The organism is Pseudoalteromonas sp. APC 3893, from assembly GCF_030408095.1.
In the GTDB taxonomy this organism is placed as follows: domain Bacteria; phylum Pseudomonadota; class Gammaproteobacteria; order Enterobacterales; family Alteromonadaceae; genus Pseudoalteromonas.
In genome coordinates, this window is the sequence record NZ_JASDCD010000022.1 from 29,187 (window position 1) to 52,672 (window position 23,486).

Below are 23,486 nucleotides of genomic sequence, written 5' to 3' on the forward strand. Positions count from 1 at the left end.
CGTTAAGATCGTGTAAACTAGTTTAAACTTCCTAGGTTAAAAAAGAGAAGCGTGGCTTTTCGAGGATACCATGAATACGAAAACCAAAAGAAAGACCGATCCAGCTTTAGCGCAAGCTCGTAGAGAGCAAGTTTTAGAAGCTGCTGCTGATTGCTTTAAGCGAAAAGGTTATCACGGTGCTGGTATGGCTGAAATATCAAAAACGGCGGGTATGAGTGCCGGGCATATTTACAATTATTTTGCCAGTAAAGAAGCAATTATAGAATCAATAATTGAACGTGACATGGAAGAAATGTTCTCAATTTTTCAGCAGTTTGAGGATCAGCCTGGTGATTTAGTGACGGTTCTATTAGATGGTCTTGACCATGGTGTTGAGCGCCATACAGATATAAATCAAGGTTCACTTGATCTCGAAATGCTGGCAGAGGCGGCACGTAATGAAAAAGTAGCCACCTTACTTCGTGACTCGGATGCATTAGCTAGAGCGAAAATGCGTAGCTTATTAGTTGGTGAGCGTAGTCCATTAAAAGCTGCGTCATCGACAGAAATAGATAGCCGAATCGAAATAATGTTTGCTGCGATGACTGGCTTATTATTGCGTAAAACATTGAACCCCAGTGTTAACAAAGACACACTGTTAATTGCATTACGTCCAGCGATGAAAACATTACTGACTTCTTTTGAATAATGGTCATGTTATATTTTTAATGTATGAAATAAGAACAATGATGGTGATTATTAGCTTAAGGCGCAAAAAATTCAGGTTATCTGTGCTAAAAGCCCTATTTTAGCTATGGTTAAACAGTGTGAGAATGTAATACACTGTAGGAAAAGCAGACAACATTAAGAGAGATTAAAATGGCAGCATTTGGTACCGTATTTATGCCACAAATGATCCAAGCTCGTTTTACGGATAATGCTTGGAGTGAAAGCGAAATTGTTCCTTCTGATAAAATAGAACTCCACGCAGGGGCGCACGTTCTTCACTATTCAAGTACATGTTTTGAAGGTTTAAAAGCTTTTCGTCATGAAGATGGCTCTGTATATATTTTTAGAATGGACGCGAACATTGCCCGTATGCAACAAAGTTCGCAGTTATTGAGTTTACCAAGCTTCGAAGGCGCAAAGCTTGAAAAGATGATTACTGATATCGTCAAAGAATATGCCGATGAAACACCATTGCCACCAGGTTCTATGTATATTCGCCCGACACACATTGGAACAGAAGCTGCTATCGGTAAAGCAGCTGTACCATCAGCAAGTTCATTGCTGTACGTATTGTTATCGCCGGTAGGTGATTATTTTGCGGGTGGTGCAACAGCACTAAGAGTTTTACTTGAAGAAGATGGTATGCGCTGTGCACCGCACATGGGGATGGTTAAAAGTGGTGGTAACTATGCCAGTGCGTTAGCGCCTATTTCTGCAGCGCGTGATAAGTACCAAGCAGACCAAATTTTATTTTGCCCAGGTGGTGATGTACAAGAGACCGGCGCGGCTAACTTTATCTTAATCGATGGCGATGAAATTATTACTAAAGCACTTGATAGCACGTTTTTACATGGTGTAACTCGCAATAGTATTTTAACAATTGCCAAAGACTTAGGTATGACGGTGTCTGAGCGCAACTTTACCGTTACTGAGTTATTAGAGCGTGCTGCAAAACCTGGTACCGAGGCTGCGCTTTCTGGTACTGCGGCGGTTTTAACGCCAGTTGGTACGTTTATTCATAACGATAAAGAATATCAAGTAGGCAGTGGGAAACCAGGTCCAGCTACAATCCGATTGCGCCAAGCTCTCAATGATATTCAATGGGGCAAAGCACAAGACACACATGGCTGGTTAACTAAAATCGACTTGTAAACGCCCATGCATTTGAAAAACCTAGGCTTAGATCCTAGGTTTTTTTATGCCTGTCATCTATCCTTTGACTGTAAGTTAGTCACAGTTGTGTGTAAAAACAACCTAGAAGAAAAACCAATAAAATAACTAATTTATTGAATAATATAGATTTATAACCTTTTAAAGGCGGTGTGATTTTTGCAGTTGTTTGTTGTAAGAAAAGGTTTTTGTCATTAAGTACCATTTGCTTATTAAAGACAGATAACCACAAAAAATGAATAACAAAGGAGCATGTATGTGGGCGGCAGTTAGTTATATATTGTTGGCAATTGTTTTTATTATTATGGGTTGGCAGGTTAGTCCAAGTTATTTCTCTTTTCTTTTTTATTGGACTGCTTTATCGTTGTTACTTGTAGGTGGCGCTTACGTATTTAATATCGCAAAGATATTTCGTAAACGTGAAAATGGTGTGATCCCGTTTTATATTCGCTGGGCGTTTGTGCCATTTTTATTGGGTGCCCAAGTGTATAATGCTTGGAGCCGCAAACACGATAAAGTACCACCGTTACAGCAAATAAATGATCATCTTTTTTTAGCTTGCAGATTATTTCCCTCTGATATCGATACCATGAAAGAGCATGGTATAACCGCTATTTTAGATGTTACCTGCGAATTTGACGGGTTAGAATGGTCATCTACGCAAGAGAACATTAATTACTTAAATATTCCTGTGCTTGATCATCGAGTACCTACTCGTTCTCAGCTTAATCAAGCAATTAACTGGATTGACCATCATGTTAAAGAAGACCGCCGTGTTGTAGTGCATTGTGCGTTAGGACGTGGCCGCTCGGTCTTTGTGATGGCGGCATATCTATTGAGTCAAGATAAAGAAGCTGATGTGCATAAAGTGCTGGCACAAATTAAAGAAACCAGAGAAACAGCTAATTTAAATAAGCACCAGTTGCGTCACTTGGTTAAACGCCATCGTAACGGCGAGTTACTGATAAAAAATAAAGCGGTTTTAATTGCCAACCCTGTTTCTGGCACTAAGTTGTGGCAAGAAAAAGAGCACCTCATTGTTGCACGTTTATCTGCTTATTATGATTTAACCGTTTTAACCACTTCAAAAGAACAAAATGGTATTGTGTTTGCTAAGCAAGCGATGCAGAACAACCCTAATTTGATAATCGCATGTGGTGGAGACGGTACGGTTGCTGAGGTTGCCAGTGTATTAGTTAACTCAGACTGCAAATTAGGGATTATTCCTCTTGGCACTGCGAATGCGCTTGCACACGTGTTGATGGGCATTAAATCAAAAATAATTCCGGTAGAAACAGCGTGTGATTTGATTATAGATGGGCAAACGCAATTGATGGATACTGCATACTGTAATGGCGAGCTTATGTTGTTATTGGCTGGAATCGGTTTTGAGCAAAAAATGATTGAAAAAGCAGACCGTGAAAGTAAAAATGCGGTTGGCCAATTAGCGTACTTGCAAGGATTCTGGCAAGCCTTAGGCCAACAAAAGGCGCAAAATTTTAATGTGCAGTTAGACGATAATGAACCTCGTACTATCAATACAAACAGTTTAATTGTCGCCAATGCAGCACCATTTACAACGCTACTTGCACAAGGTGGTGGGCAGCCTGATCACAGTGATGGTTTGTTAGATGTTAATTGGCTAACGCCTAATGAAGATGCCACGACGAATGTATTTAGTATTGCAGAGCTAATGGTAAGCAGTATGACGCAAGCTCACTTAGCTATTAATTCACATCACACGAACGCGAAACGGGTTGTGATAAACGCTGAGAATGAAATAAAGTACGTACTTGATGGTGAAATTAAAACCGCAGATGAGTTAGTCATTGAAATAGAGCCTAACTCGCTTGGCGTTATTTGTGCTGAAACAGAGTAAGGTCGATGACCTTACTTTTTAATACTAGGCCAAACAAAGCCGCTAGTTTGCGGTTTCGTATCGACGCAGTTATCTAAATAGAGCTGTTCAACTTTTGCTCTTGCCCAGGGGGTTTTTCGCAAAAACTTTAGGCTTGATTTTACACTTGGATCTGATTTAAAACAGCGAATATCAACCTGTTCCCCCATCGCTTTCCAGCCAATTGTTTGCTCAAGTTTGACTACAATTTGTTCTAAAGTAATACCATGTAATGGGTTATTTGCTTGTTGATTCATAATTCACTGTAACGTTAAAAAACTCGTCGCTATTGTAGCCTAACTAGGTATTGATACCAATTAGTTGACCCGAATAGTTTTTGCTCTTGGTGGGTAAATAACTTCATTTTTATCATTGAGCATTAACCAGCTTAGCGGACTGTTATTATGGTTTGGATTTTTCACTGTGCAAATTAAGCGAACATTAGCCATGTTAATGATAGCTCCTTCGCTATAACGTTTATCTTCATACCAACAAATAGCATGTTGTGATAATGCATCTTGAGGAGTTAACAATACCCGCGCTTCTGGCGTGTTACTAAAACTATTTACTGAGTAAATTAGAGAGAGAAAACAAATACCTATAATACTTAAAAATCGCATACTCAGCCTTTGCATTAAAAAATAACTACACTAAGCTTAAAGCGTGTTAGGGTAAATAAGCAACAAAATAATAATTTTCTTAAAGCAAGGTGAACACATGCAATTTAACCAATTAATGATTGATGAATTTGAACTGCTCGCTAAGTTTCCGCGCAGTAGTAAAATGCAAGGGATAAAAATACATAGCGATGCGAACGAAAACTTGATCAATGCAGCGCAACGCTTATTTGATAAAGGAATTATAGATAGCCCAGATGGCGGTTATTTAACTGATCTGGGCTTAGATTTAATTGAGCATATTAGTGTGCTACACAGTGCATTGAGCTGTTAAGTAGCATCGGGTTGGTTTTGCGGGGCTGCATTACTAAATGCAGCCAATTTATTACAGCGCTCATAAATGGCTGCTATTTTAGGATAAGCAGTCATATCAACGTTAAACCGCAGAGCATTAAACACTTGTGGTACTAAACACACATCAGCCAGGCTCGGTTTATCACCGACGCAGTATTCATATTTTGCATCAAGTAATAACTCTATTTTTTCAAAGCCCACCTCAACCCAGTAACGATACCAGGCATTTTTAGCTTCATCATCAATACCCAACTCAGTACTTAAATACTTTAGCACTCGTAAATTATCCACCGGGTGAATATCGCAAGCAATGGCGTAGCACAAGTTACGAATTTGCGCTTTTTGCCATGTATCACCAAACAGTAAAGGTGTTTGTGGGTAGGTTTCTTCTAAGTACTCTAAAATAGCCATTGATTGTGCGAGGACGCCTTGATTTGTCTCAAGCGCTGGTAATAAACCTTGCGGGTTTTTGTCGAGATATTCTGCACTTTGCTGCTCAGACTTTAATAAATTAACGGCAACAAGTTCATGCTCAATTTCTTTTAAATTAAGCGCAATACGCACACGATAAGCAGCAGATGAACGAAAATAAGTATACAGTTTCATAAAATAGCCTCTTTAAGCTTTAAAGTGTTTTTTAATTGTACGCCAGCAATCAGTGTAGTTTGGTTGGCGTTCTTTGCCTTCAAGGGCATATTTAGTTGGAGAAATCACATAGCGAGATTCAAACATAAACGCGAGGGTGTTCTCATAGCGTTGTGGTTCAAGCTCTGCATTTGATGCTTTTTCAAATACATCGGCTTCAGGGCCGTGAGGTGACATACAATTATGTAAACTCATACCGCCGGGAACAAAACCATGTTCTTTGGCATCGTAAACACCTTCGATCAAGCCCATAAATTCACTCATAATATTGCGGTGGTAGTAAGGTGGACGGAAGGTGTTTTCGGCCACCATCCAGCGCGGAGGGAAGATTGCAAAGTCAATATTAGCAACGCCCTCAGTAGCTGATGGCGAAGTAAGTACGGTAAATATGGATGGATCAGGGTGATCGAAGCTCACCGTATTCATTACATTAAAGCGTGCAAGGTCATATTTATAAGGCGCACTATTACCTGTCCATGCTACAACGTCAAGCGGTGAGTGGCCAATATCACAGCTGAACATATTGCCGTTAAATTTAGCGATTAGCTCAAAGTCACCTTCTTTATCTTCATAGGCGGCGACTGGGTAGTGAAAGTCACGATCATTGGCATAGCCATTTGCACCTACAGGGCCACGCTCAGGTAAAATATAGGCATGACCATAGTTTTCACAAATATAACCACGTACCGTGTCAGTTAATAGCACGACTTGGAATTTAATCCCTCGTGGAATGACTGCAATTTCTCCAGCTTTAATAGTTAAATGGCCACACTCTGTTTTGAGTAATAACTCACCTTGTTGCGGCACAAATAACATTTCACCATCGGCATTATAAAAATACCGCGTTGTCATTGATTGGTTCGCAACATACACATGGATACCAATACCAGTCTGGCCATTAGCGCTGCCATTAGCGGCCATGGTTACTAGGCCGTCGATAAAATCAGTTGCTTTAGAAGGAATATCAATTGGGTTCCAGCGCAGCATGGTCGGTGGAGTAGGGACTTCAGTGATGGGCGCTGTACGAATCAAACCATTATCAATTGCTTTGTAATCACCTTGGACCACCGATGGGCGAATACGATACATCCACGTACGACGGTTATCAGCACGCGGGGCAGTAAATGCGGTGGTACTAAATTGCTCAGCGTATAAATCGTATTTTACTTTTTGTGGGCTAAACTGAGCAATAGGTAGGGCACCGGGTAACGCTTCGGTTTCAAACTCATTGCCAAACCCGGTCATGTATTTTAATTCGCTTGTCATCACTCGACTCCATTATGTTTTACTGTAAGATACTCTCAAGTGAGAGTTAATTCAAACATCCCATTTTTACTCACTGTACATATTTATGGACAAGCAATGTTACGTTGTAAACTAAGAAGGTAAACAACTATATGGCACTCGATCTAGACACTTTTTTACCTTATCGATTAGCGAATTTAGCCAGTAAAATGAGTGAAGAGTTTGCACCTGTGTATCAACAGCAAAGTGATTTAACTATTCCTCAGTGGCGCATTTTATTTAATTTAGCCCAATTTGGCCAAAGTAACGCCAAAGCTCTGTGCGAGCAAGCAGCGATGGATAAGTCCACAGTGTCACGAGCAATTAAAGCACTGATTGATAAGCAGTATGTGGTGAGTTTAGTAAATCCCGAAGATAAACGAGCAAGTTTGTTGCAACTGAGTGAGCAGGGGACGCTGTTGTATCAAAAACTAGCGCCAGATGCATTAGCATGGGAGCAACAGTTATTAGCTGTATTAGATGAAAGTGAATATCAAATACTATTAAAGTGCTTAGATAAATTAACACAGAAGCTTTGTGATTAAAGGTTAAAACGTAAAAGCCCATCAAGAGATGGGCTGTAATTATACTTAGTAAGTTATTAAACTTCTGAGATTAGAATGTGTATTTAACACCAATACGCATTTCCCATAGTGATGGTTTAACGTCAACACTTGCACCTGCAGGGTCATTAAAGCTGTTATAAACATACTGGCCATTAACGATTTCTGTAGTAACGGCACTTTGTAATGCACTACCGCTTTTCAGAACACCCCAGTCATCATTTAGCATGTTACCAATGTTTTTAATAACAAAGTAAGCAGAACCTTTTTGCCCATCGGCAAAGCCCATAAACTCTTGTTCAACTTTAAAGTCAAATGTAACCCACCAATCACCATCAATGCTGTTACGGTCTACAATTTCACCGCGAGTTAGGCCTTCGCTATCAACCCACTCATTAAATGCAGCTTGGTCAAAGTCATCGCCATAAATAACTTGTGTGTCGTCTAATGTTGGTACATACAGTAATTGACGGCTGCCATCGTTGTAACCTAAACCATCTGAACCTCTGTCGAAAGTATATGAGTATGGATTTGTTTGTTGTGCTTGGCCGAATAAATTGAACTTAGTTTCGTAGCCATCAAACACTTCATGACTATATGCTAAAGCCATAGTGAAACGGTGTGGTATTTCATAATTTGAAGTAGCAACACCAGGATCTTCAGAATCAGATACGGCAACATAATGATAGTTAGAAAAGGCTACTGAACTAGTCATTGGGTTTACATCGTTTGAATCTGTGTAAGCATATGAAAGAGCTAAATCGATACCATTATCAAACGACTTGTTCATTGCAAGTGAAAAAACATGCGAGTATGCGTCATCACCTTTGACATTAGTTAGCAAGAAGTCAGACTTGTAAGGGTGTAGTGTATCATTATAAACAGGGCGTCCATCAGGCGCTGTATCTGTTTGCACGTTTGCTATATTGCTTACAATTGCAGAATCTTGTTTATCAGTATACAAATAATCAACGTTAAATACGTAATCACTTTCAGTGATGTATGTTGCACCTAAAGAGAACTTCCACTCCGAAGGGATTTCAAAGTTTGGATCTGTAACATTAACGCTTGCATCAGCGCTGCCTTGGCCTACTTCATCATATAAGCTTTGTGGAATATCGTAACCGGGTTGTCCAGTACCGTTAAATGCAACTGCATCAGGACCCAAAATCTGGATAGAAGCTGATTCTTGGATATTACGTACACCATCATTTGAGTAGCTGTTTGAGATCCATACATTTGGGTTACCGCCTGAATATAAGCCGATACCACCGCGTAATTCTAATTGATCGTTGTAAATCCAATTTACACCTAAACGCGGTTGTAATAAGTCTACGCCATCAAGGTTTTGGCTGTTTGAATAACCATAACGATCTTCAAAGTTTTGGTTATGAGTAGGCTTATCGTTACTTGTGTACCAATCATAACGAAGACCCGCAGTGATTGTAATATCGTAATCGATTAACTCATATTTGTCTTGAGCATATAATGTATTTAACGCATAAGAAAACTCGCCAGCAGCGTCATCTGGATTGTGGCTTGCTGCATTGCCGTAGTATACTTTAGCAAAACCATTTTCAAAATTTTCCAGACCAGTAACTGTTTCTTCTACTCCATCAATAATAACTTTTGTATCTAAAAAGCGGTATTCACCTTCGTTGTGTTGTACGAAAAGATTAAAAACATCAAGCTCTTCGCGCTCATAACCAAATGAAATTTCGTGATCTTCTAGGTAATAAGTACCTGCGAGTTTTAGCGATAAATTATCATAGTTTAGAACGTTTGCTTGACGAGAGTCATCTGGGCCCATATAAATATCAATGTCACCCGTGTCTACTCTAAACTCACCAAAACCTGAGGCTGCATCAAGTGAGTTTTGACGATTATCTAATTTTGAATAACCGACACGTACTTCAGTTGAAAAGTCATCTGTCCAATCTGAATAAACTGATGCCACATAAGATTGTAGTTCAGCACCACGCTCATAAAAGTGATTTGATAGCGCAATTTCATTTGAATCGGCATCTGATTGAGCAAGACTAAAGCCATCATTATAATTATAAACAAAACTTGCACGGTGATCTTCGTTGATGTTCCAATCTAATTTCACTAAGATTTTTTCATCTTCTACAGGCATGCTTGGTACCATAGTACCAGGATCATAGTTGTACTTATCAATAGCAATTTGTGTTACTTGATCAATAGTTGCTTGGTCAATACGGCCATTTGCAAAAGGCGTGTAATTAAAAATTTGTGCGCCTTCAAGTTTTTCGTATGAAGTGAATAAAAATAGCTTGTCTTCAAGAAGGGGTAGCCCTACGTTAAAGCCATAACGTTTTTCAGAGTAATCACCTAAGTCTTGTTTTTCGCCTTCAATTGAATCACCAGACATTGAGTCATTAGTATAATCGTAGAAAAAACCACCGGTGATTTCGTTAGTTCCAGACTTTGTAACAGCGTTGATGTTGCACGATGTAAAGCCACCGTATTGAACGTCAAAAGGCGCTAGTTCAACGGCTACTTGCGCAATAGAATCAAAAGAGAATGGCATTCTCTCTGTTGGGTAACCGCTTGAGTTCAAACCGAAGTTATCGTTCATACGCATACCATCAACAGTTAAGCTGTTAAAGCGCGGGTTACCACCACCACAGTTAATTGCACCGGCATTTGTTTCATCGATATAAATACGAGGGTCGGCACGGATAATATCTTTTAGGTCACGATTAATAGCAGGTTTGTTTTCTAAATCATCTAATGTGAAATGAGAAGCTGGGCCTGTGCTGCCTGATTGCGCGCTTATCGGTGCGCCGCTAACAACAATTTGTTCCATCTGTTGTGAACGAAGTGCAACACTTACAGGATAAGATTGACCTAGTGTTAGATATATATCGTCTAATTGGGCATCTTCGTAGGTATCAGAGTCAACGATAATTTTGTATGGTCCGCCAACGCGCAGGCCTTTTGAAGAGAAATTACCTTGTGCGTTAACTGTTGTGGTTTTTGTAGAACCAGATGGAACGTGGATAATAGTAATTTGAGTGCCGGCGGCAGGATTACCATTAGGGCCTGTAATTTGACCTTTTACAGATGATGCAGTTTCATTTGCAAAAGCAGCGCCACTTGCGCCTACACATGCTGCAATAGCGAGTGAAAGTGCAGTTTTGCGTAATTGAATTTTCATTATTAATTTCCCGTGTAAGGTATTATGTATATTTTGATTTTTTAAGTTGTAAGTAGCCCAATTTTTAGGCCACTTTATTATACAGCATTATTTTATTACAAATAAGTTACATGTAGCATAAATTTGTAATAAAAATAGTTTAGAACAAAAAACAGCTTTATCTAGAGCTTCTCATCCTACGTATTAATTTAATGAGTAATTATGACAAACGTATGAAAACAACGATAATTAGATATAAAAAAACCCGTTTAAAAACGGGTTTTTAGTATAGATTGCATGATATTAACTCTAGAACTTATAGCTAATACCAATTTTAGCTTGCCAAGCAGATGAAGATGTTGTGATTTGGCTGTAGTTACGAACATCAGCACCGTTATATATATTGTTGATGATGTATTTTCCATCGTCATCAATGCCACCAAGGTCATAAATATCTTGGTTTGAATAGCTCAAACGTTTCTCAACACCCCAATCACTATTAAGTAGATTAGCAAAGTTGTCGATCATGAAGTAAACCTCACCGCTGTGACCTTTAGCAAATCCAGGAATTTCTTGTTTAACACTTATATCCATTGTTGTAACCCAAGGTTGTGTGCCTGTGTTACGGTTTAAGATAGTGCCACGCTCAGAAATACCTGCACGGTTAAGGAGTGTTTCAAGTTCAGACCAACTCATACCTGACTCTTCCCAGTTTACATTGGCATCATCAGCACCTGTAGGAATGTAAGGAAGATAAGCTGAGTCGCTATAAAATATATTCGAATCACCTAAATCATCCATTCTGTACATATCCATTGTATAGCTAAATGGACGACCAGAGCGACGCTCAAAATAAACATTAAATTTAGTATTATAACCAGCGAAGAACTCAGTGTGATAACTTACATTTACTTTAAAGCTATGTTCAACCTCGTATGCACCACGGTGTGCTAGGTCTTCATTACGATTTTGAACAACACCATATCGATAGTTACTCACAGCTTGTGACGAAGAACCTGTTGAGGCCTCGGTAACATCTTGGTGCGCGTAACTTGCAGAAACATAAAGACCATTATCCCATTCTTTAGCAAGAGCGGTTGAGAGGATAACAGAGCGTCCATCTTCTGATGAATTGGTCATCATTATATCGTAATTGTTTGCTTGGTCGCCCGAGTATATCGATTGGTTGACCACACGCTCACCGCCAGCAGTTGTTTCAAGCGGCTTAATAGCGGTATTATGCCAGACTGCCTCGTTTTCTTTTTTATGGTAAGCGATTTCAGCTTGCCATTTAAAACCGTTACCTAATAGCTCTGAATCAAAATCATATTCAAAGCCAACTTGAGTACGAATGCTTGATGGTAACTCAAAGTTAGGGTCGATGTAGTTTGTGCTACCGGCACCTTGAACTAGTGAATTTTGTATCTCGCTTGGGATTTGAGTGATGTCAGCTGGATTATTTGCATAATAGCTGTTTATTGTGCTTTCAGGCGCTGCAACATAGGTAATACCGTCATTTTGATATGAGTTATTATACCAAACATTTGGAATGCCACCTTGGAAGCGACCAATACCACCACTGATAGTCAGTGCTTCAGTTGCGTAGTACTTAAAGCCAACACGTGGAAGGATTATATCTAACCCATCTAAGTTCTCTTGATTACTGAAACGATATGTATTATAGAAATTTTCGTTGTAAGTAGGTTTGTCATCAGACGCTAAACGCTCATAACGAAGACCTGCATTAACTTCTAAATCATCACCAATGTAGAAAGTATCTTCAATATAAACTGCTAACTGGCTACGTGTTGCATCATATGCAGTGTCAGCAGAGTTATTTGTATAGGCATTACTGTAAGTAAAGTCGTAGTCACCATCGTAATTACCCACTTCACGATTTGCAAACCCTTCTAAGCTATCAAATTCCCATGAACCGAGTGAGTTAGCTGCAAATAAGTTATAGAGATTTAATGACTCATACTTAACACCAAACTCAAGCTCGTGCTCATCTAATAAGTAAGTACCGTCAAAGGTCAATGTTAAGTTTTCAGTTGATGATTTGTTTGCATGGCGATATCGGTCAGTACCAAACTGATAAGCTGGACCCTTGAAGTATTCTTCAACTTTTACACTACCAATAGAAGAGTTAGTTAGGCTATTTGATGTAACGTCTTTATAGGCAATACCAATTTCACTTGAAAAGTTCTCATTCCAGTCTGAATATAACTTAGTAGAAAAGTTATTGAATTTAGTTGCGTAGGTGTAACGGTTCGAGGCCATTGAAACTGTATCGCCACCAGTACCAAAGTTACGCTCATCTTGGTCGTCTTGCCACTGGTAAGTGAAGTCTAAACGATGATCGTCATTCATATTCCAGCTAAGCTTTACAAGTAACGTTTCATTGGTGTCTTCAGAGTCACCACCAAGCGAGTCTTGCATGCCATAAACTGAGTCTAGCGTTGCTAAAAAGGCATTGTATTGCTCTTGCGAAACATTGTACTCGTTAGTAGCACCTGAGCCTTGAAAGCCATAATCTAAATCAAGTTCACTCTTCCAGCTATTGTAGTTAACAAAGTAAAAAAGTTTGTCTTCAATTAACGGGCCGCCAACATTAAAGCCAAAACGTTCTTCAGATTGAATAGGTTCAACTTGCGATACACTGTAAGTTTTATGGCCATCTTCATCAAGAGCAGGACGACCATCAGCGTAGATCTCTGTGATTTTATCTACGTCACCAGCGATATCGGGCGTTGAAATTTCATAAAAGCCTGAGAACTTAAACTCATTAGTACCAGACTTTGTCACGGCATTAATTGTACCACCACCAAAGTTACCTTTAGATGCTGAAAACGGTGAAACATCAACTGAAATTTGCTCAATCGCGTCAAGAGCTACAGGTGGTTGGGCTGTAGGGTAGCCACCATAGTTAAGACCAAAATCATCATTTTGACCAATGCCATCAACCGTTAAACTGTTCGAACGCGGGTTGCTACCAGCAAATGTTAATTCGCCGCTACCATTAATGCTCGCTAATGGGTTTAAACGTGCAATATCCTTAATATCGCGGTTAAAACTTGGCATATTGCTAATGGTGTCTTCACCAAAAACACTACTTGAGCCACCTGACTGTTGTACTATTTTAAAGCCAGATACTTCGATCTTTTCCATGTTCAAAGGTGCAAGCTGAGAAGATAAGCGGTAAGTGTCGCCTAGCTCAAGATAAATGTTATCCAAAGTTGTATCGTTGTAAGTTTCAGAGTCAACTACTACAGTGTAAGGACCACCTACACGAAGACCGTTGGCAATGAAAGTACCACTTTCATTAGTTGTTAACTCGCTTACAGTACCTGTAGGTTGGTGGATAACTTTAATTTTAACGTTGGCTGCAGCACTACCAGAAGGAGTGGTAATTTTACCACGCATTGCTGATGAAGTATCTGCTGCCATAGCACTCGTTGAAACACCTAAAGCTAATATTACTGCTCCAGTTAATTTCGAAAGACGAAGCTTGTTCATTTTGTTGATTCCCGTGTATAGGTTATTTAAGGATTATCGTTACTTAATGTTAGTTGGCATCTTAAGTGCCTTTTCTAACGGTTTTGCTGAATTATCAAATAAACTATTCAATAATCCTGCGAGTCTTATACCTGCTTGCTGTAAGCGAGTTTTTATTATTGGTGTGTTGTTATAAATATAGCTATAGCTGATTTCATCAGAATCCATGTTGTATAATTTAGTCGCTAAATTATGGGACTCTGTTAGCCATTGTTCTGGGTTGCTGGCAAGGTAATCTGCAATTATTTCTGCATTGTTTGTATCAATAAACTGAGCAAATTCTGTAAATGACAAATTTTCATTTTCGACTAATTTTGTATCCCATAAAGAGTGCAAATTAGTTTCATCACCAAAGAAAGTTACTTTAATTCGGTTTCCACCTCTGTCAGCTGCACGACCAGCATGAAAAGGTTGATGGCTGTCTCCTACTAGGTGTACCAAAAAACGTAGACTAAAACGTTTAGCATCAAGCGAACTTTTTTCATCTTTTAAAGTTTCTATAGCGAAGTACATACCATCTAAAATATTTTTAACATTATCTTTATTTAACTTGTGGGAATGATCATGAGTAAAAGATGAAGAACCGGTAGGTGCATTAATATAATGCCAGCGTGAAGATTTTTTTTGCCAAAAAGGTTCTGGATTTGAGCGCATTTCATCAGCCCATGTAGATATTTGCGCAAGGCTTTCATCTTCTAGGAGCTCAGCAAGTGATTCTCTGGTTTGCATAGTTATATGATTATCGGCAATTTGACCTACGATTCTATGGCCATTTTGGCCCCAAGCTAGAGCACTTTGTGCTGTAAAAAGAGTGGAAATGGCAAAGAGATAACTTAGTCCGATAATTAGTTTACTGAACATTAATATTTTCCTAAAAATAAATTCACTGCTTAGCGCAATATTCTTAGCTGCTAATTGTGCTGATTTTGTAAAGAAATAGAAAGGACTCAATAATATTCATGTTTACTTGTTTAAAATACATAAATATCAAATGCTTAATTTTGTCAGGTAAAATTACCTATTGTAATAAGTAATTAATCTTGTTCAAATAGAGGTGTGTTCTATTTTTAATTGTTGAAGATTTGAAAATTAAACAGCTAGCCTTATCAGAATCAACATTTGTTACAGTTTTACTACTGTTTTTTGTGTTGTTGTGGTCATTGAGTAGAGCTCATTTTACTGAAGAGTTGGTTGAACTGAAGCCTATAATTGACACATCGAGTCGATGTAGCACCAATGCGAATAAAAATGCCGAGCAGTTGATTATTTATGCTAGCTCTAAGAAGGTTGCAAATGCTTTAATAGACAGCCTATGTAAAGATATTGTGGTAGCAAAGCAGTATGGCGAAGTCGTGGGGTTTTGGGGATACAGAACCGCTGATAGCATAGAGTTTATTGGAAAAGGTATTGCTGATCTGATCTTAGCAAAAGATAACATCATGTCGGCTTTTAAAGCTGAATCAACTTATAATTACCAACCCATTGTTGGGTTTCCCAGCTACACCGCATTTTTTATATCAGCTAAAGAGAAGCCAAAAATAACTAAAGAATACTTTTTAGATAAAAGAATTGGCTTGTTAGATTATCCTACGAGCCGGTCAGGGCATATATTACCTAAACAAAAATTTAAAGACTTAGATATAAACTTAGCAAATTTGAAGATCACATATGCAAGCTCCCATAGCGAATTAAGAGAGTTACTCGCTAATGGGCAGGTTGATATTATTGCATCGTTCTGGAAAAACGATGATCAACATCACTTCTCGAAAAACTATATAACGCCAATTAGTAATAACATTGTTGGAACACGTTGGTATTTAAAAATGGATCATGACAATACTGATTTACTCTGTGCAATTCAAACGCGTTTACTCGATTTATCAAAATCGCAAACATCAATTTACTTTAATGATGTTCAAGCTTATTGGCGGTGCAGTGACTCTAAAATTGTATTTTTAGGAGCTGAAGATGAGTAAGCGAATGATACAGGTAACTGTTTTATTGATCTTTATAGCTTCCTTAGTTATTTTTAAAACTGCTACTTATGTAAAGCAAAAAAACGTAAGTAACCATTTAGTTTCACAAATCAAAACCCGAATAGCTTTGGATCTACCAAGGCTTGATTTATCTAATACTTTTTTAAAGCATTCAGGTAATGATGAGGCAGTAAAAGATTATATCGAAAGTATAAATAACGCGATCGCACCTAGAAGTAATATGCGGCTTGTAGCAATTGGTGATGTGTTTTTTTTACATGACGATGTGGCTCAGTATGAGCATATAGAAAGGTACTTGCTCACCAGCGACGAAAATATTGTTGTAAAATTCCACCTAGAACAACGTTTTTGGCAGCGCAATGATGTGTTTATACTAATAATTTTAGCAGGGGTAGCTATTGGGTTTGGATGTTGGGCTAAACAAATAAACAACTCGAAATCTGGTGAAAATTCAAAGCGTAAAGATGCTGCCATATTAAAAGACCCTGATCCATTAAAACTAATAATAGATCTAAATACAAAAACGGTTGTTAATAGCAGAAATCCGGGAGAAAGTGTTGTATTAGCTAATAAACCACTTTGCTTTTACTTAGCTTTAATAGATTTTTGTATCGATAACCCTGATGTGCTTTTGAACCAGAATAAAGACGTACCAGAAGAACTATTAGAGATAGCGAATAAATATTTCTACCGACTTACAGAGCTCGGGCACACTATACGCAAGCGGCCTAATTTTACTAACAGCCTTGAGAAAACGCTGAGTGAGATCAGAGCAGCACTTGACGAAGTCTTGATAGAGCACCCTGAATCAAAAGGCGTGTACTACCCACCAAAAGCACATGGTGAGGGGTCTCGGTCTCGTTTACATAGTTATGGCTTAAGCCAAATAAGTAGCGATGATATTGAGGTGGTTGGTAAATAAAGTTGAGTATTGAGGTGATTTATCACCTCAATACATGTGTAACCTATTTGGGTGAAAATTCAACGGCTTTTACAGGGCTGTTTGCTTCAAAGAATCGCTTAAGCGCTTGTGCATCCGTATCCTCAGTACTGACATAGCCTTGACGATTAATCAGGGCTGGGTAGCCATCACCACCAGACGCATTATAACTATTAATACTCATTCGGTAGGTACGGTTTATATCAAATGGCTCATTGTTAATTGATACACTGATCAGCTTATTATCGTCACGTTCAAAGCTCAGTTTATGGTATTGTAAATAGGCTCCTGCATCAGGCGGAAAACTTGTTACAACCTCTAGGTAATCCCAAAGCTCTTGTCCTTGCCAATCCATATACGTAATACGGTTCTTAAAAGGGTGTACTTTTAAAATATCTTTGTAGCTAACTTCGCCTGCAGCGATGCTATCACGTACTCCGCCGCCACTGATAATGCCAAAATCAGCCCCTACGCTGTCCATCTGCGCCTGAATAATCACACGAGCTAAGTTTGTTTGTTGATAGCGAACTTTATTACGGTCACCTTCGAGCTTGGCATCCACAAACCCGATTTTACCCTCAATTTGTTTAGCTCCTTTTGCTTGATACTCAGATAAAAAGGCTTTTAGTTCAGGGTTTGGTTTAATATATTCATTTGCTAAGACGGGCTTGAGTGTACCGTCAGCTTGCTGTGCGTCAATGTATAGATTGACAGGTAGCAATGTGTAGTTAAGTAAAGTTAGTTCGCCGTTTTCGAGTTTAAACTCTGCCTTACCTACGTATTTTCCCCATTCATGGGCCTGCATGATCCAAGTACCATTTTGTTGGTCAGGTTTACATGCTTTACCCGGCTTGAAGTCATCATCATTTTTATTGTTGCCAGCCATACAGATTGGCTCTTGAGAATGACCACCAATGATCATATCCAAGGTATTTTTAGGTAGTGAGCGAGCAAGTGTAACATCGCCTGGGGCATTAATACCGTATGATGCATCAACATAGTGACCCATGTGGGTTACTGCAATGACAATATCTGGTTGGTATTGTTTTTTTATTTTTGTAACTAATGCATTGGTGACTGCAATGGGCTCTTTAAACTCTAAACCACCAATATACTGGGGGTTACCAATCTTCGCTGTATCTGTGGTTGTTAAACCGATAACGGCTATTTTAAGGCCTTGTTTGTTAAAAATCTTATATTCTTGAAACGCATTCTTTCCGGTTTTTTTATCAAAAATATTAGCGGATAAAAGCGGGAAATTAGCCCATTGTTGCTGCTTACTTAATACTGTTAATGGATTATCGAATTCATGGTTACCTAATGCCATTGCATCATAGCCAATTAACGACATCCCTTTGAAATCAGGTTCAGCAAATTGTAAGTCGGACTCTGGGATCCCTGTGTTAATATCGCCACCAGAAAGCAGTAGTACCGCATGACCCTGCTCAGTCGCCTCAGTGCGAAATTGATCTATTAAGGTTTTACGGGCGGCCATACCGTACTCGCCTTTTTCATTATGCCAAAAGCGACCATGATTATCATTGGTGTGTAAAACGGTTAGATACTGAACCCGATTGTTAGAAAGGGTATCAGCAGGAGGTTGGTTATTACTACATGCACTGATGCTTAGTAAAATAAAAATTAAAAATAGTATGCGCATAATGTGACCCGTGTTGTCAGTACTGTGCTATTTATTAAGCGCATAGTTTAAACTAGTTTCATTGCAAAATAACGTAATTATTCTATTTTTATGTCATTTTGCTGAGGTAATTGACCCGTTGCAGCAAGTTGTCTGCGTTGTAATTCTTGTTCTGCCAATGCCGATTTTTCATGATTGCTGCCCACCATCCAATTTAAAAAGCTCGCTGAAAGTTGGGTATAAGATTGGCCTTGATGTAAGCCAAAGTCGCAAATATGTTCATTGCTATGTGCCATGACGGTTAATCCTATTGTGTGTTTTTATTGTCGTGGTCATGGTAACAAAATACAAATCCCTAATTGAGATCGTTTAGTTTTAAATAATGTACTTCTATAACGTCAGCGAATAAGCGCTAAATGTAAGTGGTTGTAACCAAATTGTAATCATTGCGGTATGTTTTGTGTAAAGCACGTTGCAGCTATCGTAATTATCAACCAAGTCATTTATTCTTTTCATTAAATTCACATAACAACAACATAACCGTGGAAAGAAAGTTAATGAAAAAACTATTATTGAGCAGTGTGCTCGCTGCCCTATCTTTTTCTACTCATGCTAGCGTTGTAGAAATGCATACTTCGCAGGGCACAATTACCATCAATTTATTTGACCAACACACACCTAAAACAGTTGAGAACTTTTTAAGCTACGTCGTGAACGATGCATATAATGAGACCGTTATTCATCGCTCCGTGGATGATTTTGTTATCCAAGGGGGTGGCTTTACTTTCACCGATGATTTTGAAGCCATAGAGACACAGTCCGCTGTAACCAATGAGCCCGTGTTATCTAATGTAAAAGGCACGATTGCGATGGCTAAGCTAGGCAGTAATGAAAACAGTGCAACTAGCCAATGGTTTTTTAACTTAAAAGACAATAGCGCCAACTTGGACGTTCAAAATGGGGGCTTTACTGTATTTGGACAAATAACAGAAGATAGTTATGAGGTATTAAATGCGATTGCTGGGCTAGTTCATTGTGAGACTAAGTTTGGCACTACACCTGTTGTTAACATTACCACAGAACAATGTGCCGATGCAGAAACAGTGATTACTGTTGCTAACTTAGTCCCTATTAATAGTGCGGTTGTGGTAGATGATGACCCTAATTCGTCAGTGAATTTATCACCAACCGAAAATACGCTTATTGATGAAGATACTACATCAGAACCTATTGATATTGATTCAAGTGGTAGTGTGGGCTGGTTTGCGTTACCTTTAATATTACTAGGTCTGAAGCGCCGCGGTAAATTATAAAGTATTTAGGATCGCTATCACGCTGACTAGCGATCCTAATTCGTTTTTAAACCCCAAATACGCGAAGTATAACTAATACCCACATGGCTAAAACCAATAAACAGCCGACTAAAAAGCAGTAATAGCGAGGTTTTAAACTATTAGCACCAATGTGGATAACAGTATGAATAATGCGCGAAGCGACAAAACCCCACGCAATTAAAGTAAATAAGTAACCTACAGTATTAATTTGTATCGCAACAAGGCTGACAACAAAAAATAACACTGGAATTTCAAATTGATTAACAAAATTTCTATCTGCTACGCGCACGGTATCGCCCGCGTTATCTAATTTCATCGTTGCAAAGTCACCCATAGTTATTGCTTTATTTTTTGCAGCGGCAAAGCGACGACGGCCCATTATAACCATGACGGTAAAAGTAAGTAAGACTTGAACAAACATAGCTAACAGTAAATATTTTTCCATTTTAGTATCCTTTATTGGTTTGTAAGGGGTTGTCTCTAAGATGCGTATAAACTATCGGTTTGTTTTTGTAATTTACAATGTGTTACAAAGTATATAGGAAAATCATTGCAAGCATTTTGATATTTACCGATGATTCAACCATAACATAAAGTGATGGATTAACCTTGAGCATGAAAAAAATTATAACCCTAAGTGCAATTGCACTTGCCGTATTAACGGGTTGTGGCACAACCACTACACCAATTCAACAGCAAACCTCATTATTATCAGATACTTTAGTAATAAGTCCAAATGATAACCGCGAATATAAAACGTTAAAATTAGCAAACGAAATTGAAGTTATCTTAGTCTCAGACCCGAGTGCTGAAAAATCTGCCGCGGCGCTGAGCGTAGGCGTAGGCTTGTTACATGATCCAATGAGTCAACAGGGGATGGCGCATTATTTAGAGCATATGTTGTTTTTAGGTACAGAACGCTACCCTGATACAAAGGGCTACTCTGATTTTATGACCAAAAATGGCGGCGCACATAACGCATATACATGGTTAGATATCACCAATTATATGTTTAAAGTGAATAATGACGCCTACGATGAAGCACTTGACCGCTTTGCTGATTTTTTCAAATCACCCAAACTTTACCCTGAATACACGGATAAAGAAAAGAACGCGGTGAATGCTGAGTGGTCAATGCGCCGTGAAATGGACTTTTTTGGTCAATTTAAACTTGCCCGTAAAATGATGGGCGATCACCCCGCAAATCGCTTTTTAATAGGTAACCTTGAAACGTTAGGTGATAAAGAAGGCAGTTCATTACATAAAGAAACAGTTGATTTTTATAATAAATACTATTCATCTAATATTATGAAAGTGGCGATGATTTCGAACTTGCCATTAAGTGAAATGCAAGCAAAAGCACAGAAGTATTTTGCAGATATTGAAGATAAAAAAATCGAAAAACCAACGGTCACTAAAAAGTTAGACTTTGAAAACATTGGTGGTAAACGTGTCCATTACTCACCAAACGAAGATGTAAAGCAGCTTCAACTTGATTTCACGATCACCGATAACAGCGATGAGTTTGCTGTTAAACCTAACCGTTTTGTGGCTTACTTATTAAGCAATGAAATGCAGGGCAGCCCAGCACAAATACTACGTGATAAGGGCTGGGTTTCTCAACTTTCAGCAAGTAGCTCTCCTACTCACTACGGTAATTATGGCGCTTTAACGGTTGATATTCAGCTAACTGACGAAGGCATGAAGAATCGCGAGACAATAGTTGCAACAATAATGCAGTATATTGATCTTATTAAAAAAGAAGGGGTTGATAGTAAGTACTTTAATGAAATTCGTACATCGTTAAATAATCAATTCCAATTCTTAGAGAAAGGTGATGAGTTTGGCTATGTCAGTAACCTTGCTGGCAGCATGCAAGAATACCCAGTAAATCATGCTATTAATGCACCGTATCATTATGCAAAATTTGACGCCGATGCAATTAACCGAGTGCTTGAGCAACTAAATGCTGACACATTGCGCATTTGGTATACCTCTAAACAAGAAGAAACAGATTCACAACTGCATTTTTATGACGGTAAATACCGTATTGAAGATATTAGTGAAACCGAAGTTGCAAGCTGGAGTAAGCCAAGTGAGTTTGAGCTTGCACTTCCTACGGTAAACCGTTTGTTACCAGAAAGCTTTGCTATTAAAACTACTGAGTTTGCTCAGCAAAAACACCCTCAACTTGTTTATGATAAAAATGGCGTAAAAGTATGGCGTCAAGCAAGTCAAAATTTTGCAGAGCAACCAAAAGGCTTAGTTGAGGTTTATTTAAATACGCCTGATGCATTAACCGACATCAAAGCAAAAGTGCTTTATTCAGTATGGGCTGATTTATACAACTTACAGCAAAGTAAACTGAGTACTGAAGCCGCTGTAGCGGGCATGAGTGTTGGCTTAGAAGCGAGTAATGGTTTAACTTTGTCATTAAGTGGTTTTACAGATAAACAAGACGAATTACTTGCGCAAGCACTTGAGTCAATTAATGTACAAACAACAGAGCAAGGTTTAGCGCAAGCGCTAGACCGCTTCCAACGTGGCTTACTCAATAAACAAAAGCAATTTCCTTTCTATCAAGCGTTTGACGAATATTCAAAGCTGATCAGAACGGGTAGCTTTGATACGGACGAATTAATTAAAACCGCCCAATCAATTACGCTTGCTGAGTTTGAGCAACTAAAGCAACACACTTTTAGCAATAATGAGCTTCGTGTATTTACCTTTGGTAATTACAATCAACAAGACGTTGAAGCTATTGCGAAAGAGCTAACAGATGTATTACCGCAAAACCATCAATCTACTGACTTTGCGCGTAGTAAGGCTTGGTTACCACAAGATGGTGAAACTATTGTCTTGCAAAAAGACATTGATGTGGCAGATGTGGCGATTATCGATATGACCGTGCACCCTGTGGCTGGTTATAAACAAAAAGCACAAGCTCAAGTACTGCAAGATCACTTTAGAACTATCGCGTTTGATAAAATGCGAACAGAAGAGCAGCTTGCTTATGCGGTAGGTGCACTGGCCCGCCCAATTGAAGACTATTCAGCCATAGGCCTGTTTATTCAAACGCCTGTGAAAGGGCCGAAAGATATGCAAGCACGTTTTGATGAGTTTAAAAAGCAATACGCAGTAGAGCTTGATAACATGAGTGAAGAAACATTTGCTCAACTTAAAAACGCTACACTTGTTTCACTTAAGGAGCAACCTAAAAACTTAAGTGATGAAATGGGCCCATTAATTGGTGATTGGTACCGCGAGAACTTTGATTTTGACTCAAAAGAAAAGTTAATCGCAGAAGTCGAAAAAGTAACCCTTGCGGATATTAAAGACTACTACAAACAAACCATGCTAAACCCACAAGCAGCACGCCTAAATGTGCAGTTACGGGGCAGTAAATTTGCCGATAAGCCATTTGCAGATTTACCGAAGCAAATAAAAATCACAGACTTACAAATGCACTTTGATGGTATTAAGTTGCAAAAGTAATTAATTTTTTTAAGTGAAAATTTCACAATGAGCCCAAGCAACTGCTTGGGCTTTTTTGTAAAATATAAAAATATTGCGAACCTTTTGTTTAGCTTAACCGTCTTGTAGAAAAGAAATTAGGGAAATGC

Annotated in this window: 19 protein-coding genes; 9 read left to right on the forward strand and 10 right to left on the reverse strand. The window is 38.7% G+C overall.

What is annotated here, in order from left to right:
• The first annotated feature begins 70 nt into the window (after positions 1 to 70).
• From QMA12_RS18315 to QMA12_RS18325, 3 genes are all read left to right on the forward strand, one after another.
• Positions 71 to 688, forward strand: a complete 618-nt coding sequence (locus tag QMA12_RS18315; RefSeq protein WP_087533243.1) for a TetR/AcrR family transcriptional regulator — start codon at positions 71 to 73, stop codon at positions 686 to 688.
• Positions 689 to 852: 164 nt separating this feature from the next.
• Complete coding sequence (locus tag QMA12_RS18320; protein ID WP_290210972.1) at positions 853 to 1,860, forward strand: branched-chain amino acid aminotransferase; 1,008 nt, start codon at positions 853 to 855, stop codon at positions 1,858 to 1,860.
• Between the two features lie 274 nt (positions 1,861 to 2,134).
• The gene (locus QMA12_RS18325; protein WP_290210951.1) at positions 2,135 to 3,757 is read left to right on the forward strand and encodes a diacylglycerol kinase family protein; all 1,623 of its coding nucleotides are present in this window, start codon (positions 2,135 to 2,137) and stop codon (positions 3,755 to 3,757) included.
• Between the two features lie 11 nt (positions 3,758 to 3,768).
• On the opposite strand, the gene QMA12_RS18330 is transcribed toward QMA12_RS18325, so the two are convergent.
• Together QMA12_RS18330 and QMA12_RS18335 are read right to left on the reverse strand one after the other, a co-directional pair.
• Positions 3,769 to 4,032: a VF530 family protein gene (locus tag QMA12_RS18330; RefSeq protein ID WP_087533246.1), complete on the reverse strand. Its 264-nt coding sequence runs from the start codon at positions 4,030 to 4,032 to the stop codon at positions 3,769 to 3,771.
• Positions 4,033 to 4,092: 60 nt separating this feature from the next.
• Positions 4,093 to 4,395 carry a DUF1496 domain-containing protein gene (locus QMA12_RS18335; RefSeq protein WP_087533247.1) on the reverse strand — a complete coding sequence of 101 codons (303 nt, stop codon included), beginning with the start codon at positions 4,393 to 4,395 and terminating at the stop codon, positions 4,093 to 4,095.
• Between the two features lie 97 nt (positions 4,396 to 4,492).
• Here QMA12_RS18335 and QMA12_RS18340 point away from each other — a divergent pair, with 97 nt between their 5' ends.
• Positions 4,493 to 4,726 (forward strand): TIGR02647 family protein, encoded by a 234-nt coding sequence (locus tag QMA12_RS18340; protein ID WP_290210952.1) that lies wholly within the window; start codon positions 4,493 to 4,495, stop codon positions 4,724 to 4,726.
• Here QMA12_RS18340 and maiA read toward each other — a convergent pair.
• Both maiA and hmgA read right to left on the reverse strand, forming a co-directional pair.
• Entirely contained in the window at positions 4,723 to 5,352 is a 630-nt protein-coding gene (gene maiA, locus QMA12_RS18345; protein ID WP_290210953.1) for a maleylacetoacetate isomerase, read from the reverse strand. The genes QMA12_RS18340 and maiA overlap by 4 nt on opposite strands.
• Positions 5,353 to 5,364: 12 nt before the next feature.
• Positions 5,365 to 6,657, reverse strand: a complete 1,293-nt coding sequence (gene hmgA / locus QMA12_RS18350; protein ID WP_290210954.1) for a homogentisate 1,2-dioxygenase — start codon at positions 6,655 to 6,657, stop codon at positions 5,365 to 5,367.
• 131 nt (positions 6,658 to 6,788) lie between these two features.
• Between hmgA and QMA12_RS18355 the strand changes: the two genes are divergently transcribed.
• Positions 6,789 to 7,220 carry a MarR family transcriptional regulator gene (locus QMA12_RS18355; RefSeq protein ID WP_087533251.1) on the forward strand — a complete coding sequence of 144 codons (432 nt, stop codon included), beginning with the start codon at positions 6,789 to 6,791 and terminating at the stop codon, positions 7,218 to 7,220.
• A gap of 70 nt (positions 7,221 to 7,290) precedes the next feature.
• Here the strand turns inward: QMA12_RS18355 and QMA12_RS18360 are convergent, their stop codons facing one another.
• From QMA12_RS18360 to QMA12_RS18370, 3 genes are all read right to left on the reverse strand, one after another.
• A complete protein-coding gene (locus QMA12_RS18360) occupies positions 7,291 to 10,419 on the reverse strand; it encodes a TonB-dependent receptor (RefSeq protein WP_290210956.1) in 3,129 nt (1,042 codons plus the stop codon).
• A 288-nt stretch (positions 10,420 to 10,707) separates the two neighbouring features.
• On the reverse strand, positions 10,708 to 13,914 hold the full coding sequence (locus tag QMA12_RS18365; RefSeq protein ID WP_290210957.1) for a TonB-dependent receptor: 3,207 nt from the start codon (positions 13,912 to 13,914) through the stop codon (positions 10,708 to 10,710).
• A 39-nt stretch (positions 13,915 to 13,953) separates the two neighbouring features.
• Positions 13,954 to 14,814, reverse strand: coding sequence for a S1/P1 nuclease (locus QMA12_RS18370; RefSeq protein WP_290210973.1), 861 nt, complete (start codon positions 14,812 to 14,814; stop codon positions 13,954 to 13,956).
• Between the two features lie 299 nt (positions 14,815 to 15,113).
• Here QMA12_RS18370 and QMA12_RS18375 point away from each other — a divergent pair, with 299 nt between their 5' ends.
• Both QMA12_RS18375 and QMA12_RS18380 read left to right on the forward strand, forming a co-directional pair.
• Positions 15,114 to 15,929, forward strand: a complete 816-nt coding sequence (locus QMA12_RS18375; RefSeq protein ID WP_254911213.1) for a hypothetical protein — start codon at positions 15,114 to 15,116, stop codon at positions 15,927 to 15,929.
• Positions 15,922 to 16,872, forward strand: a complete 951-nt coding sequence (locus QMA12_RS18380; protein ID WP_290210958.1) for a hypothetical protein — start codon at positions 15,922 to 15,924, stop codon at positions 16,870 to 16,872. The genes QMA12_RS18375 and QMA12_RS18380 overlap by 8 nt, the downstream gene beginning before the upstream one ends.
• A 43-nt stretch (positions 16,873 to 16,915) precedes the next feature.
• Here QMA12_RS18380 and ushA read toward each other — a convergent pair whose 3' ends face one another.
• Both ushA and QMA12_RS18390 read right to left on the reverse strand, forming a co-directional pair.
• Positions 16,916 to 18,550, reverse strand: a complete 1,635-nt coding sequence (ushA, locus tag QMA12_RS18385) for a bifunctional UDP-sugar hydrolase/5'-nucleotidase UshA (protein ID WP_290210959.1) — start codon at positions 18,548 to 18,550, stop codon at positions 16,916 to 16,918.
• A gap of 77 nt (positions 18,551 to 18,627) precedes the next feature.
• Entirely contained in the window at positions 18,628 to 18,825 is a 198-nt protein-coding gene (locus QMA12_RS18390; protein ID WP_290210960.1) for a hypothetical protein, read from the reverse strand.
• A 261-nt stretch (positions 18,826 to 19,086) separates the two neighbouring features.
• Between QMA12_RS18390 and QMA12_RS18395 the strand changes: the two genes are divergently transcribed.
• The gene (locus QMA12_RS18395; RefSeq protein ID WP_290210961.1) at positions 19,087 to 19,842 is read left to right on the forward strand and encodes a peptidylprolyl isomerase; all 756 of its coding nucleotides are present in this window, start codon (positions 19,087 to 19,089) and stop codon (positions 19,840 to 19,842) included.
• Between the two features lie 46 nt (positions 19,843 to 19,888).
• On the opposite strand, the gene QMA12_RS18400 is transcribed toward QMA12_RS18395, so the two are convergent.
• Positions 19,889 to 20,308 carry an MAPEG family protein gene (locus QMA12_RS18400; RefSeq protein ID WP_290210962.1) on the reverse strand — a complete coding sequence of 140 codons (420 nt, stop codon included), beginning with the start codon at positions 20,306 to 20,308 and terminating at the stop codon, positions 19,889 to 19,891.
• Positions 20,309 to 20,478: 170 nt separating this feature from the next.
• Here QMA12_RS18400 and QMA12_RS18405 point away from each other — a divergent pair, with 170 nt between their 5' ends.
• Positions 20,479 to 23,358 (forward strand): insulinase family protein, encoded by a 2,880-nt coding sequence (locus QMA12_RS18405; protein WP_290210963.1) that lies wholly within the window; start codon positions 20,479 to 20,481, stop codon positions 23,356 to 23,358.
• Positions 23,359 to 23,486 lie beyond the last annotated feature (128 nt).

Bases quoted from the DNA above. Each gene is read 5' to 3' on its own strand.
- QMA12_RS18315 (WP_087533243.1), top strand. From the start codon at position 71: ATGAATACGAAAACCAAAAGAAAGACCGATCCAGCTTTAGCGCAAGCT.
- QMA12_RS18325 (WP_290210951.1), top strand. From the start codon at position 2,135: ATGTGGGCGGCAGTTAGTTATATATTGTTGGCAATTGTTTTTATTATT.
- QMA12_RS18330 (WP_087533246.1), bottom strand. From the start codon at position 4,032: ATGAATCAACAAGCAAATAACCCATTACATGGTATTACTTTAGAACAA.
- QMA12_RS18335 (WP_087533247.1), bottom strand. From the start codon at position 4,395: ATGCGATTTTTAAGTATTATAGGTATTTGTTTTCTCTCTCTAATTTAC.
- QMA12_RS18340 (WP_290210952.1), top strand. From the start codon at position 4,493: ATGCAATTTAACCAATTAATGATTGATGAATTTGAACTGCTCGCTAAG.
- maiA (WP_290210953.1), bottom strand. From the start codon at position 5,352: ATGAAACTGTATACTTATTTTCGTTCATCTGCTGCTTATCGTGTGCGT.
- hmgA (WP_290210954.1), bottom strand. From the start codon at position 6,657: ATGACAAGCGAATTAAAATACATGACCGGGTTTGGCAATGAGTTTGAA.
- QMA12_RS18355 (WP_087533251.1), top strand. From the start codon at position 6,789: ATGGCACTCGATCTAGACACTTTTTTACCTTATCGATTAGCGAATTTA.
- QMA12_RS18360 (WP_290210956.1), bottom strand. From the start codon at position 10,419: ATGAAAATTCAATTACGCAAAACTGCACTTTCACTCGCTATTGCAGCA.
- QMA12_RS18365 (WP_290210957.1), bottom strand. From the start codon at position 13,914: ATGAACAAGCTTCGTCTTTCGAAATTAACTGGAGCAGTAATATTAGCT.
- QMA12_RS18370 (WP_290210973.1), bottom strand. From the start codon at position 14,814: ATGTTCAGTAAACTAATTATCGGACTAAGTTATCTCTTTGCCATTTCC.
- QMA12_RS18380 (WP_290210958.1), top strand. From the start codon at position 15,922: ATGAGTAAGCGAATGATACAGGTAACTGTTTTATTGATCTTTATAGCT.
- ushA (WP_290210959.1), bottom strand. From the start codon at position 18,550: ATGCGCATACTATTTTTAATTTTTATTTTACTAAGCATCAGTGCATGT.
- QMA12_RS18390 (WP_290210960.1), bottom strand. From the start codon at position 18,825: ATGGCACATAGCAATGAACATATTTGCGACTTTGGCTTACATCAAGGC.
- QMA12_RS18395 (WP_290210961.1), top strand. From the start codon at position 19,087: ATGAAAAAACTATTATTGAGCAGTGTGCTCGCTGCCCTATCTTTTTCT.
- QMA12_RS18400 (WP_290210962.1), bottom strand. From the start codon at position 20,308: ATGGAAAAATATTTACTGTTAGCTATGTTTGTTCAAGTCTTACTTACT.
- QMA12_RS18405 (WP_290210963.1), top strand. From the start codon at position 20,479: ATGAAAAAAATTATAACCCTAAGTGCAATTGCACTTGCCGTATTAACG.